General features: G+C 35.9%; 11 protein-coding genes. 8 read left to right on the top strand and 3 right to left on the bottom strand.

Going from position 1 to position 12,883, the window contains the following annotated elements:
• The first annotated feature begins 2 nt into the window (after nucleotides 1-2).
• The 4 genes from BCI01S_RS08520 to BCI01S_RS08505 all read left to right on the top strand — a co-directional run bounded on the left by BCI01S_RS08520 (nucleotide 3) and on the right by BCI01S_RS08505 (nucleotide 3,600).
• Nucleotides 3-569 (top strand): TetR/AcrR family transcriptional regulator, encoded by a 567-nt coding sequence (locus BCI01S_RS08520; RefSeq protein WP_047944441.1) that lies wholly within the window; start codon nucleotides 3-5, stop codon nucleotides 567-569.
• Nucleotides 570-800: 231 nt separating this feature from the next.
• Nucleotides 801-1,517, top strand: coding sequence for a LytR/AlgR family response regulator transcription factor (locus BCI01S_RS08515; RefSeq protein WP_061798094.1), 717 nt, complete (start codon nucleotides 801-803; stop codon nucleotides 1,515-1,517).
• Nucleotides 1,518-1,763: 246 nt separating this feature from the next.
• Nucleotides 1,764-2,480, top strand: coding sequence for an EAL domain-containing protein (locus BCI01S_RS08510; RefSeq protein WP_047944439.1), 717 nt, complete (start codon nucleotides 1,764-1,766; stop codon nucleotides 2,478-2,480).
• A 397-nt stretch (nucleotides 2,481-2,877) separates the two neighbouring features.
• Complete coding sequence (locus tag BCI01S_RS08505; RefSeq protein ID WP_047944438.1) at nucleotides 2,878-3,600, top strand: LytR/AlgR family response regulator transcription factor; 723 nt, start codon at nucleotides 2,878-2,880, stop codon at nucleotides 3,598-3,600.
• Nucleotides 3,601-3,657: 57 nt separating this feature from the next.
• Here the strand turns inward: BCI01S_RS08505 and BCI01S_RS08500 are convergent, their stop codons facing one another.
• Nucleotides 3,658-4,674, bottom strand: coding sequence for a FecCD family ABC transporter permease (locus tag BCI01S_RS08500; RefSeq protein WP_047944437.1), 1,017 nt, complete (start codon nucleotides 4,672-4,674; stop codon nucleotides 3,658-3,660).
• Nucleotides 4,674-5,711, bottom strand: a complete 1,038-nt coding sequence (locus BCI01S_RS08495) for a FecCD family ABC transporter permease (protein WP_047944436.1) — start codon at nucleotides 5,709-5,711, stop codon at nucleotides 4,674-4,676. Before BCI01S_RS08495 ends, BCI01S_RS08500 begins: the two co-directional genes overlap by 1 nt.
• 190 nt (nucleotides 5,712-5,901) lie before the next feature.
• Here BCI01S_RS08495 and BCI01S_RS08490 point away from each other — a divergent pair, with 190 nt between their 5' ends.
• A complete protein-coding gene (locus BCI01S_RS08490; protein WP_047944435.1) occupies nucleotides 5,902-6,870 on the top strand; it encodes an iron-hydroxamate ABC transporter substrate-binding protein in 969 nt (322 codons plus the stop codon).
• A 131-nt stretch (nucleotides 6,871-7,001) separates the two neighbouring features.
• Here the strand turns inward: BCI01S_RS08490 and BCI01S_RS08485 are convergent, their stop codons facing one another.
• Nucleotides 7,002-7,808 (bottom strand): MurR/RpiR family transcriptional regulator, encoded by an 807-nt coding sequence (locus BCI01S_RS08485; protein ID WP_061798092.1) that lies wholly within the window; start codon nucleotides 7,806-7,808, stop codon nucleotides 7,002-7,004.
• A 123-nt stretch (nucleotides 7,809-7,931) separates the two neighbouring features.
• On the opposite strand from BCI01S_RS08485, the gene BCI01S_RS08480 reads away from it, so the two are divergent.
• Genes BCI01S_RS08480 through BCI01S_RS08470 form a run of 3 tightly spaced genes read left to right on the top strand, consistent with a single transcriptional unit; the run spans nucleotide 7,932 to nucleotide 12,718 of the window.
• Nucleotides 7,932-9,812: a beta-glucoside-specific PTS transporter subunit IIABC gene (locus BCI01S_RS08480; protein WP_047944433.1), complete on the top strand. Its 1,881-nt coding sequence runs from the start codon at nucleotides 7,932-7,934 to the stop codon at nucleotides 9,810-9,812.
• On the top strand, nucleotides 9,809-11,251 hold the full coding sequence (locus BCI01S_RS08475; protein WP_047944432.1) for a family 1 glycosylhydrolase: 1,443 nt from the start codon (nucleotides 9,809-9,811) through the stop codon (nucleotides 11,249-11,251). Before BCI01S_RS08480 ends, BCI01S_RS08475 begins: the two co-directional genes overlap by 4 nt.
• Nucleotides 11,252-12,718, top strand: coding sequence for a glycoside hydrolase family 1 protein (locus BCI01S_RS08470; protein WP_144544590.1), 1,467 nt, complete (start codon nucleotides 11,252-11,254; stop codon nucleotides 12,716-12,718).
• Nucleotides 12,719-12,883: the final 165 nt, after the last annotated feature.

The raw sequence follows: 12,883 nt of genomic DNA, 5'->3' as shown, positions 1-12,883 counted from the left end.
ATATGTCGCCAAGAGCAGGAATAACACATAATGATATTATTGCCATGGCAATCGAAATTGCCAATACGGAAGGATTAAAGGAAGTAACGATAGCTAATCTAGCAAAGCGACTTCAGGTTAAATCTCCATCCCTATATAATCATATCAATGGGCTTCCCGATATCATGAATCTGTTAACATTGCGAGCATTAGAAAGTCTATATCAGTTATTAAAGAACGCAATAATGGAAGGTGGAAAAGCAGAGACTATCCATAATTTAAGCTTCGCCTACTTAACCTATGCGAGAGAGCAGCCAGGGCTCTACATGTTAACTATTGAATCGGCATCGAAGAAAGGAGAGGAAATTCAAACAGCTGCTAATCAAATAATTCAATTATTAATAGAAGTATTAAAGCCATATGATTTAAACGAAGAAGAGACCATTCATGCCATTCGCGGGCTAAGGAGCATTCTTCATGGATTTGCCTCTATTGAAAATCAAAAAGGATTTGGCATGCCGATAGAGCTGGATAAAAGCTTTCATTATTTGGTTTCTACTTTTATTGAAGGGTTGGAAAAACATTCATAAGCGAAGTGGAAAGGGTCACTATTATAGTCGCCCTTTTTTTATGGCAAAAGTAGGTTTATTCACTAATGACTTTTGTTTGGTTTAAAGAAAAGGAACATGTTAAAATAGTTCAGTCATTTAACTATTTATCTGCCTATTTGTAATGATAAAAACATTCATTTTTGATAAGAAGTTTTAAGAAAATAAGTCTATCCTGTTGCATTTAATAGAAACATAGAGAAAGGAGTTACTATGTTAATTAGGGTAATGATAGCCGATAAAGATAAACGAGTGATCGCTCGTATTCGTTATTATTTAAAGGATCATAAGGATATAGAAATTATTGCTGTGTGTGATAACGGCAATGATTTAGTTTATCAATATCAGAAGTGGAAGCCTGATTTGATAATAACAGAAGTAGATTTACCATCTATGAACGGACTGGAAGTCATGAAGCAATGTTACCAATTAGGGGGAGAAATTCATTTTATTTTTTTAGCAGAAGGTGAGAAGGATGCATTAGAAGCATTGGAATTAGATGCTATTGATTTTTTGGTCAAGCCATTCAGAAGTTTTCGATTATCTAAAGCTATTGAAAAAGCAAAACGAGTGATAGCGAGCAAGAGAGAAAGGTTCTCTTTTAATAATTTACCAGTTAAATATCATAAAGGCATGTATTATATTAAAAAGGAAGAAATATATTTTATTGAGAAAATAGGCAAGAAATGTGTTATATATACGGCCGAAGATATAGTGGAGACTCGGGAAAATATTGGAGAGTTATTACCTCAATTAGATGATACATTTTTTCTGTCGCATCGTTCTTATATTATCAATCTAGAAAAGGTGACAGAGATTAGTCCCTATAAGGAAACGTATATTGCCTATTTTGATGGAGTAAACAGACAAGCGAAAATATCAAAGTTGAAAATTAATGAGGTAAAGGAAAGAGTATCTATGCTTTTATAAGTTAGCTAGTACTTTTATATCTCCTAAATAAAAATAAATATGTCGAAACATGGAATATTATGTAGATACTCTTAAATGGCTAAAGTTCTGTTTAAAAAGTATCTTTTTCATACAGAAATGACTAAAATTATGTCTAAATGGCGTTAAGTTCAATAGACAAATACTGACAGAATCGGTAAATTTACTTGTATGATTAGATAAATTTGAAAAATCAGGACTTTTCGTTTATTTTGGAGGATACCCTAAGTGGATATAATAACAAGATTAAAAAGCAAAAAGTTTTATCATGTATATCAGCCAATTTGGAATATAAAAGAATGGAAGATTATCGGATATGAATCATTGCTGCGTATATCCCAAGAGCCAGACATCTCGTTAGAAGCTTTCTTCGCTGATGCGAGAAAAGAGAATTATTTATCTGAATTAGATACCTTTCTTATTAACAATACGATTGAACACTACCAGATACTTTCATCAAGAAGAAAGAAGCCACTATTTATCAATATATTTCCATCAACCATCATACATGAATCATTTGATTCGCTGATTCTATCTTTACTTGAAAAATTCCCAGCCATGAAAGGGAAGATTATCTTTGAATTAAATGAAACAGTATTAGAGGAAGAGCTATGGGATTCCCCTCTATTTAAGGAGAAGATTACCTTTCTAAAAGACAATCAGTTTCAAATAGCTTTAGATGATTTTGGGAAAGGCATAGCAAATTTTGAGAAAATCTTAGAGATTTCTCCTAGCTATCTTAAACTAGATCGTTATTTTTCCAACAATTTAGCTTTTTCCACTGAAAAACAAAAACTAGTTCATCTATTAATGGATTTTGCAGATGAAAAGATGAAAATTATCTTGGAAGGAATTGAAGAGGAGACAGATTTAGCGATGACTAAAGCATTGAAGGTTCCTTTTGGCCAAGGATTTTTGTTAGGAAAACCAGAGATGCTGGTCTAAAAAGTTTTTTAATGAATTATTAAGTACAAGGAGTAATATAATTGTTTTTTATAGAAAAAGCACGCTGCCGTATCATTGTGTTTAGATCTCAATTACTTACATGTGATCAAACATCTTATGGCAGCTATTTTTATATAAGAGAATCATAAAAAGTCGGATGGAATCATTAGAATGACATTGAAATTAAGAATAAAATAAAGTTATATTTACATAAGGTTATATGAGGCATTTAAATTAAGGGCTATTGGATGAATATCTATTACAGGAAAAATACAGGGTATGCGATACTTTTTTTTGAATCTTCCTGTATAGGTGAATCCGTTAGTTTCATCAGTGAATAGGGAGTTAATGAGATGGATCATCAGGGGGTAGTTGTCTTATATAGAAAGGAGAAAGAATGGAAACGCTAACGATAGCGGTAGCTTGTATCGATTCACCTATTAATTCATCTATCCATAATTTGATTGCTATCCATTCTAGTTTTAAAATAATAGGAGAAGCAAAGACTGGAGAAGAATTATTAGAATTAATTTATCGAGCGAAGCCTAATATTATAATTGTTGATTATGACTTACCATCTATCCATTCCACTATTTTTAATAGTGCCTATAAAGACTATCTCCCCGATTTCCAGCTTATTTTAGTAGGCAAGGATAAAAAACAGGCGATTGAAGCATTTAATTATTCAGCAGTTGGTTATTTGCAGAAGCCTATTATGGAATCACCATTCCTATCCCTTTTATATAAAATAAAAGAATCTTATACTAAGAGTAGAAGACAGATTCATACCGGGAAGGGGAATCGGATTTTAATCAAATTAAGTAATCGATTTGTTTATATCCCAATAGAAGAAATTTTGTTTATAGAAATAATCGCACGAAAAACAATGGTACATACAATCAAGAAATCATATGAAACGACAGAAACCTTTCTCTCCTTCGTAGACCGATTACCGTGGTATTTTTATCGTACCCACCGTTCCTTTCTTGTTAATTTAAAGAAAATTGTTCGCATTGAATTATTCGGCGAATCCTATTTAGCCTATTTCTCTGGAACGGATAAGCGTGCAAACATATCAAAATTAAAAATACGAGAAGTCCATTCCTTGTTGATTCAATAAGAGGGGGGATATTCTTTTTCCATAAAAAAGGGAAGCAGGAACCGTGGTTCTGCTTCCTCATTCTTTAATTAGAAGATAGATAAAATATGGAGCACCTAAACAGGATAGAACGAGCCCAACTGGTATTTCTGAGCCAACCATGAGACTTTTGGCGATGATATCAGATGTTAACAGGAGAAGTGCTCCTATTAGTGCCGCTATCGGCAGGAGTCGTTGGTGTTTTGGACCAACTAGCATTCTTGCTAAATGTGGGGCAAGAAGCCCTAAAAAGGAGATTCCTCCGCCAACTGATACACATGCTCCTGAAAGTCCGACAGCAAGCAGCAAAAGTAATCCTCGCTCTTTTTCGATCGAAACACCAAGACCCTTTGCCAGATTATCACCTAGTTGTAGTAAATTAATGGATTGGAATTTGCTTATTGCAATCGGAACAAGAATAAGAATCCAAGGTAAAAGGGCAAGAACATAACTCCAACTTGCGCTCCAAATACTTCCGGAAAGCCAAATAGTCGCTTGGGTAAAATCCCGGGGATCCATCATCAATTGAAAAATGATGATTAAAGCACCGAACGCAGCGTTAATGCCGATACCGACTAATACTAAGCGAACAGGCGTAACCCCATCCTTCCATGCAATGATGTAGATGAGTGCAGCAGCCATTAGAGCTCCAGCAAGTGCAAAAAATGGCATGATATAAACCGATAATGAACCTGCTTGAAAAGCACTTCCTTGAATAAAGAAGATATAAAGGATAACGCCAAAGCCAGCTCCAGAATTGATGCCTATAATACCTGGGTCGGCTAAACTATTACGCGAAACCCCTTGTAAAATCGCTCCAGCAATTGCCATTCCCATTCCTATTAAAACGGCAATTACAGATCGAGGCAGTCGAAAGTTATATAGAATATTAAAGTTTTGAACGGTGCCTTTACCGGTAAAAGCTTCTATCATTTCCATCGGACTAATTTTTATGGTTCCCATATTTAGACTTAGAACAAAGACTAAAACGATAGCCGTAAGTAAGGCAGTGCTAACAATATATATGTTTTTGTTCGTTAATTTTAAAGCAGACATTACAGACCCCTCCCTTCTCGACGTGCTAAATATAGAAAGAAAGGAACGCCAATTACCGCTGTTATGGCTCCTAATGGTGTTTCAAAAGGAGGATGAATCAAGCGTGCAACGATATCTGACAGCACTAACAAAAGTGCACCAACAACTGCCGAACAAGGAATAATTAATCGATAATCCGATCCTACAATAAAACGAACAATATGGGGAACAACGAGTCCTACAAATCCAATAGTTCCCCCGACTGCCACAGCAGCCCCAGTTAAAAGCAAAACGACAATCGTACCTAATAATTTCACTAGACCAACCTTTTGGCCTAAACCAGCAGCAATATCCTCACCTAAACTTAAAATAGTAATAGATTTACTAATGAAAAAAGCGAGAATTAGTCCTAGTATAGCCACAGGGATAAGTAATTTTACATTAATCCACTGTACTCCAGCTACTCCTCCTGCATACCAAAAGCTAATATCTTTAGCTACATCAAAGCGAAGGGCAATTCCAGTTGAAATGGAACTAAGGAAGGCACTGATAGCAGTACCAGCGAGCGCTAATTTCATTGGTGTTAATCCTCTTTTGGAGAGTGCGCCAATCAAAAAGACTAAAGCTGCCCCTAAACCTGCGCCAATGAATGCAAAGAGCATAATAGTCATATTGGAAACAGCAGACAGAAAAGCAAAGGCAATCGATACGGCAAACATAGCTCCAGAAGTTACCCCCATTATAGAAGGAGAGGCGAGTGCGTTTCTCGTCATCCCTTGCATGATGGCACCAGATACGGCAAGGCTTGCTCCGATAAAGGTAGCAGCAAGTGCTCGTGGGAGGCGTAAACGATAAACAATTTGATGAGCGGTGGACGTACTATCAAAATGAAATAGTCCTTGTATAACTGTTGATAGGTTAATATCGGCTACTCCTAAAATGATGGACATACAAATAGAAAAGAAAAGCATTATAAGACCAATTAAGACAACCAAAGTGGCAGCTTTTGGTCTAAATATAGCAGCTTTATCATTTTCAAAAGAGTTACTTTTACTCATGAGGAACCCACTTTCTAATAAAATAGAGAGAAAAATAGTAAATAATAGTATGTAAATGGTTAAATAATAATCGATATAGGAAACATTTCAATTAATTTTACTATAAAATTAATTGAAAATCGATATTATTATTGAAAGTGATAATCGTTATCATTTATAATCGAAATATAACCTATTAGGAGGATACATAATGAATAACCGAAAGATGAAATCAATATTATTTATTTGTTTACTACTAGTTTTCACTGTTCTTGCGGCATGTGGAAATAATAATAGTAAAGAAAATAACAATAAAGAGAATGGCGCTTCCCAAGATGCAACGGAACGTACATTAACAGATGCACTTGGAAATGAAGTAAAGGTTCCGGCAGAGCCAAAAAGAATTATTGGTTCATACTTAGAAGATGATTTACTATCATTAGGGGTAACTCCAGTTGCTCAATGGTCCATTAAAGAGGGAAAAGGGGTTCAAGCTTATCTGCAAGACTCGTTAAAAGATGTCCCAACCATTGACTCTTCACTGCCTTATGAAGCAGTGTCCAGCTTTGCTCCTGATTTAGTATTAATGTCATCGGGCGCACAAGTAGAGGGGGCAAAATATGATCAATACGCGAAACTTGCTCCTACCTATGTTGTTTCAAAAGAAAATAATAATGACTGGCGCACGAGGCTCCAAACAATTGGAGAAGTAATTGGGAAAAAGGCAGAGGCAGAAAAAGTGTTAGCAGACTATAACAAAAAGGCAGAAGATGCGAAAGGAAAGATTCAGGCATCTATTAAAGATGAATCAGCAGCAGCAATTTGGCTTGTATCGAATCAATTATTTATTGTCGGAGAGAATGTATCAAGCGGAGCAGTCCTATATGGCGATTTAGGCTTGAAGGTTCCAGAAGTAGTAAAAGAAATATCCGCTACTGCAACAGGAAACTGGTCAGCCATTTCATTAGAAAAACTTGCTCAATTGGATGCCGATCATCTATTCCTAATCAATAGTGACGGTAAAGGAGCAGAAGTGCTTAAAGATTCCCTATGGTCCAATATTCCAGCTGTGAAAAAAGGAAACATTTATGAATACGGTCCTGACACAAGCTGGCTATACTCCGGTCCAATCGCCAATACACAAATCATTGACGACGTAGTAGAAAGTCTAGTGAAATAAGCAAAGGAATGGTTCTTCCGAGGACTTTCTCCATAAAAAAGCCAAGTAGAAGTGGAAATACTTTTACTTGGCCTTTTATTTTTATGAAATATGTTTAAAAAACAAATAATTTATCCTCATATGAATCGTCCCTATGATTCCTTTCTTCTATAGTATCTAAATCTTGAAACGAGCATGTCCATTACGATTTGATAGATAAAGGAGTGGGTTTGGATATCTGTTTGATGTGGGAAGAGGATAGAATCTTGAACGAAATTGTAATCATTCACCTTTGGATTGGAGGAGATTACAACGATTTTTGCTTTCGTATTTTTAAAAACATTTTTCTTTGGTGTTCCTGCCCGAAGCTGTTGTTTTTCTAAGAAGTTTCCTGAGTTAGAAAAAATGATAATTAATGTATCTTCTTCCGCTTCTTCGATATACTCCTCTTGTTTCCTATCACTTTGAAAAGTGACAATAAATTTCCCGTTATAAGCTAATTTATATTGCAGATCAAAGGCGGCTGATTCCGAAAATAATAAGCCAAAGGAAGCAACATTTTTGAAATGTAGGATATCTTTAGCCAGTCTGTCAATGGCTTCTAAATCAATTTCTCTTTTATATGCTTCTATATCTTTGATAATGGCATCAAAGTAGCTTTCCGTCCCTAATTTTTCAATAGAAGACAAAATATTGGAGACGTAATTCAAATCATTTTGATAGCGATTCTCTATAAAAGGGGCCGCATCCTTCAAATCAAAGTAGTCATCAAATCCAATAGAACGGGCAAACTTAGAGATCGTAGACTTTGAAACATTGCAAAGCTTGGCCACTTCAGAGATGCTTAAGTGTGAGATTTCATTATAATGATTTAATAGAGTAATGGCGATATGATAGTTAGTTGAATCTAGTCGTTCATTGTTAAGAACAGTAAGCAATCGTACAATTAGCTGCCCCACCTAATAATCCCTCCTGAAATGTAATGGTTTCCAAAAAACGAAATTTTAATGAAAACGTTAACTATGTTGCTATATTTAATGTGTAATTAGAAAACTTCATAAAAATTAAAAGGAGCGTTCAACATGTCAAAAGATTATGGCAAGCTTTCTCAAGAAATCATTGACGGCGTTGGTGGAGAGCAAAACATTATTAGTTTATATCATTGCGTAACAAGACTACGCTTTAAATTAAAAGATGAGACAATTGCAAAGATCAATAAAGAAAAGATTCAGAAATTACCCGGAGTTCTTTCCATTGTAGAATCCAATGGTCAGTTCCAGGTTGTAATTGGAAATGAAGTAGCAGATGTGTATCAGTATATCATGGATAAATACAAAATAAAAAGTGCTTTAGGATCTGATTCGGATAATCCTAATGAGGGAGAGGCAGAAGAGAAAAAATCAGGCAATCTCCTTATTCGATTTTTTAATGTAATCTCTTCTATCTTTAATCCAATCATCATTGCGCTCGCTGGTGCTGGGATGACCAAGGCTCTCCTTGTTTTATTATCACAGTATCACATATTAGATGCAGACGGTAGTACGTATAAAATACTATCAGCAGCAGGGAATAGTGTATTTTACTTTTTACCACTTTTTCTAGCAATTAGTGCTGCAAGGGTTTTTAAAGTAAATCAATTTGTTTCATTAGCTATTGTGGCCTCTCTATTAGAGCCTAACTTTGTAGGACTCGTAACAGAAAATGGAACTACTGTTGATTTTCTAGGTATACCAACCGTTTTAATGACTTATTCTGGGACGGTAATCCCAGCAATTGTAGCTATTTACGTTTATTCTCATTTAGAGAAAATTTTGAAGAGGTTTATTCCCAAAAGTATTCAAATATTTGCTCTATCAATGGTTGCATTACTAATTATGGTACCACTTACAGCGATGGTCATTGGTCCTATAGGTGTAGGATTAGGTAATGGATTAGGAAGCATGATGAATTTAATTAGCAGTAAGAGTGGTTTACTAGCTGGTCTTATCATTGGAGCTGGTTGGACATTCCTTGTAATGTTAGGGATTCATTGGGGTATTGTTCCAATCATGATTAATAATCTTGCAACATATGGGTTTGATACTTTACGTCCAATGATTGCTGCTGCAACCTTTGCCAGTGCTGGTGTTGCACTAGGTGTGTACTTAAGAAGCAGAAATAAAGGAACAAAGAGCTTGGCACTGACTTCCCTTGTACCTGCATTGTTAGGGGGAATAACAGAACCCATAGTATATGGTTTATCCGTAAGATATAAAAGGCCGCTCATCGCTCAAGCAATAGCAGGAGGAATCATGGGAGCCTTCATGGGAGCCATGCAAACAAAAGCAATTGTCTATGTGTTTCCCGCATTGACTACTTTACCAGCTTTTCTTGGTGATACCTTCATCTATTATGTAATAGGTATAGCTGGTGCATTTATATTAAGTGCGGTTTTGACATATTTTATTGGAATTAAAGAAGAGGAGCAAGATTCAATAATCAATAAAAAAGCAGCTGAAGGTAAAATGGAGCTGCCGGTAATTGGACATGCAATTTCTTTAGATGATGTGAACGATGAGGTATTTTCATCAAGAGCAATGGGAGATGGTATTGCCATTGTTCCAACAAAAGGAATTCTTTATTCGCCGTTTGATGGAAAAGTTGAGGTTGCATTCCCAACTGGTCATGCTTTCGGCTTAAAATCGAATACCGGTGTAGAGATGTTATTGCATATCGGAATTAATACGGTGGAGCTAAATGGGAAAGGTTTTAATGCAAAAGTAAAAGTGGGAGATTCAGTTGAAAAAGGCCAGATTCTGGGTGAATTTGATCTAGAAGCAATAAAAAATGCTGGTTATGATCCGACAACAATGATGATTTTCACTAACTTAACTGCTGAAGTTCAAGAGGAGATCATTACAGCAAATGATCAAGAAATGATTCATTTAATGAAATGGAAAAATAGTGGAGGTGCAACAGTATGAGTAAGTTTCCAACAGGATTTCTATGGGGAGGAGCTATTGCTGCTAATCAGGCGGAAGGTGCATATTTAAAGGATGGAAAAGGACTGAGCATAGCAGATATTTTACCTGTAGGAAAAAATCGTTTTGATAACTTAACATTAGAGATTCGTGATGGTGTATTTTATCCAAGTCATGATGCAATTGATTTTTACCATACGTATAAAGAGGATATTGCTATATTAGCAGAGGCTGGATTGAAATGTTTCCGAACCTCTATTGCATGGAGCCGTATTTTTCCGGAAGGAGATGAAGCAGAACCGAATGAAAAAGGTTTAGCCTTTTATGAAGATATGTTTCAAACTTTGCGTTCTTTCAACATAGAACCTGTTGTGACTCTATCACACTTTGAAACTCCCCTTCATTTAGTAAAAAAATATGGAGGATGGAAAAATCGACAGCTAATTGCCTTTTTCGAACAATATGCTCAAGTTGTGTTTGAACGGTATCATGGTTTAGTGAAATATTGGATGACTTTTAATGAAATTAATCATACACATACCCTTCCTTTGCTAGCTGCAGGTCTTTATATTGAAGGAGAGGATGAGCAGCAGAAATTGCAAGATATGTATCAGGCTAGCCATCATATGTTTGTCGCTAGTGCGAAGGCTGTAAAAATTGCGCACGGTATTGATAAGTCCTTACAAGTCGGCTGTATGCTTTCCTTAAGTCCTATTTATCCAGCAACTTGTAATCCGAAAGATGTTTTCGAAGCAAACGAATTAAGAAGAAGATCGTTGTTTTATAGTGATGTCCATATTAGAGGGAAATACCCTGCCTATTTTAAACGGATTGTAGAGGAGAACCATTTAAGCCTTGATATTCGAGAAGAGGATCTACAGGTAATAAAAGAGGGAACATGTGATTATTTAGGATTTAGTTTTTATCGAAGTTCTCTTCACGAGGCTGGGATGAAAATTCTAGGGAATACTGGTGGTTTGCTAGGAAAGAAAAATCCATATTTAAAAGAAACACCATGGGGATGGCCAATTGACCCACTCGCACTTCGATATGTTTGTAATGAACTAACAGATCGATATCAAAAGCCGCTATTTATCGTGGAAAATGGAATTGGATTACATGACAAAGTAGAGGAAGATGGCAGCATTATGGATGTGGAGCGAATGCAGTATTTAAAGGAACATGTAGAAATGATGGCAGAAGCAATAAAAGATGGCTGTGAAATTATAGGCTACACTTGGTGGGGACCAATTGATATTGTCTCAGCAGGAACAGGAGAAATGGAAAAGCGCTATGGATTTATTTATGTCGATAAGCAAAACGATGGAACCGGCAGCCTGAAGAGAATAAGAAAAGAAAGTTTCTACTATTATAAAAGAATCATTGAATCAAATGGAGAAGACTTAGAACTTCTTCAATCAGTAGAAAAGGTGGAGAGATAAATGGCAATGAAAAGTTATTTTCCGAAAGATTTTTTATGGGGTGGAGCAATTGCTGCCAATCAGGCAGAAGGAGCTTGGAATGTAGACGGGAAAGGGATGTCGGTTGCAGATGTGGCCAAGTATAAACCAAATATTGATAAAAAGGACTATGTCAGCCAGTGGCATGTAAGTCCAAAGCAAATTGAAGAAGCAATGAAAACAGATGATACAGTCTATTATCCAAAAAGAAGAGGAATTGACTTTTATCATCGATATGTAGAAGATTTGGCATTATTTGAAGAAATGGGCATGAAATGTTTACGTGTATCGATTGCTTGGACCAGATTGTTTCCTAACGGTACAGAAAAGGAACCTATTCAAGCAGGAATTGACTTTTACGTTCGTCTTTTTAAAGAAATGAGAAAAAGAAATATTGAGCCTCTTGTTACTTTGTCTCACTATGAAATGCCATTGTATTTAGTCAACCATTATGATGGATGGGTCTCAAGAGAAGTGGTAGATATGTTTGTAAATTATGCGAAAGTTTGTTTCGACCACTTTGGACAGTATGTAAAATATTGGCTGACGTTTAATGAAATCGATAGTGTTTTCAGACATCCTTTTACTACTGTCGGTGTAGTAGAAGAAAAGTATTCTAGCAAAAAAGAAGCAGAAAATGCCATTTATCAGGCTCTTCATCATCAATTTGTTGCCAGCAGTTTAGCTACTAAATATGCGCATGAAATGATCAAAGACGCAAAAGTTGGCTGTATGTTAACGAGGACCCTTGCTTACCCACTAACTTCTAATCCTGAGGATGTAGTACTTGCCCAAAGGCATAATAGAGAAAATTATTTTTATTCCGATGTTCAAGTGTTTGGCGAGTATCCGTTGTTTATGAAACGATATTTTGAAGAGAATAATATTGTCATAGAAAAGGTAGAGGGGGACGAAGAAATTCTCAAACAGCATACAGTAGATTTCGTATCGTTTAGTTATTATATGTCGATGATTAAAAGTGTTAATGAGGAATCGATGGAAAAGGTTGGTGGTAACTTAATAACAAGTGTGAAAAATCCATACTTGGATATTAGCGATTGGGGCTGGCAAGTAGATCCAGTCGGCTTGCGAATTTCCCTCATTGATTTATATGATCGTTATCATCTTCCATTATTTGTAGTGGAAAATGGCATAGGATCAATTGATGAACTAGTGGATGGTCAGGTACATGATGATTATCGGATTGATTATTTCCGTAGACACTTTGAGCAAATGAATCTGGCATGCAAAGAGGGGGTAGAGATGATGGGATATACATCTTGGGGTTGCATAGATATCGTAAGTGCCTCTACCTCCCAAATGAGCAAAAGATACGGCTTCATCTATGTCGATGCAGACGATCTAGGAAATGGAAGCTACAAACGAATTAAAAAAGATTCCTTTTACTGGTACCAAAAAGTAATTAAGAGTAATGGGGCGGAGCTTTGATAGAAGAGGTAATTAGGAATATTAGCAGATGACAATGGAGGACTTCTGACTTTATCAATAGAAATTAGAAAAGGATACTTTTAAGTAAAGGGAAATCGCCGGTTAAACTGGCGATTTCTTGATTTTAACCATACAGTACTAAAACTACTGGAATAATAGGAGGAC

It is taken from the genome of Niallia circulans NBRC 13626, assembly GCF_001591585.1.
Lineage (GTDB): Bacteria > Bacillota > Bacilli > Bacillales > Cytobacillaceae > Niallia > Niallia circulans.
This window is presented reverse-complemented; position numbering and strand designations above follow the sequence as displayed.

Coding starts and splice junctions, on each gene's coding strand:
- BCI01S_RS08520 (WP_047944441.1), top strand. CDS start 3: ATGTCGCCAAGAGCAGGAATAACACATAATGATATTATTGCCATGGCA.
- BCI01S_RS08515 (WP_061798094.1), top strand. CDS start 801: ATGTTAATTAGGGTAATGATAGCCGATAAAGATAAACGAGTGATCGCT.
- BCI01S_RS08505 (WP_047944438.1), top strand. CDS start 2,878: ATGGAAACGCTAACGATAGCGGTAGCTTGTATCGATTCACCTATTAAT.
- BCI01S_RS08500 (WP_047944437.1), bottom strand. CDS start 4,674: ATGTCTGCTTTAAAATTAACGAACAAAAACATATATATTGTTAGCACT.
- BCI01S_RS08495 (WP_047944436.1), bottom strand. CDS start 5,711: ATGAGTAAAAGTAACTCTTTTGAAAATGATAAAGCTGCTATATTTAGA.
- BCI01S_RS08490 (WP_047944435.1), top strand. CDS start 5,902: ATGAATAACCGAAAGATGAAATCAATATTATTTATTTGTTTACTACTA.
- BCI01S_RS08480 (WP_047944433.1), top strand. CDS start 7,932: ATGTCAAAAGATTATGGCAAGCTTTCTCAAGAAATCATTGACGGCGTT.
- BCI01S_RS08475 (WP_047944432.1), top strand. CDS start 9,809: ATGAGTAAGTTTCCAACAGGATTTCTATGGGGAGGAGCTATTGCTGCT.
- BCI01S_RS08470 (WP_144544590.1), top strand. CDS start 11,252: ATGGCAATGAAAAGTTATTTTCCGAAAGATTTTTTATGGGGTGGAGCA.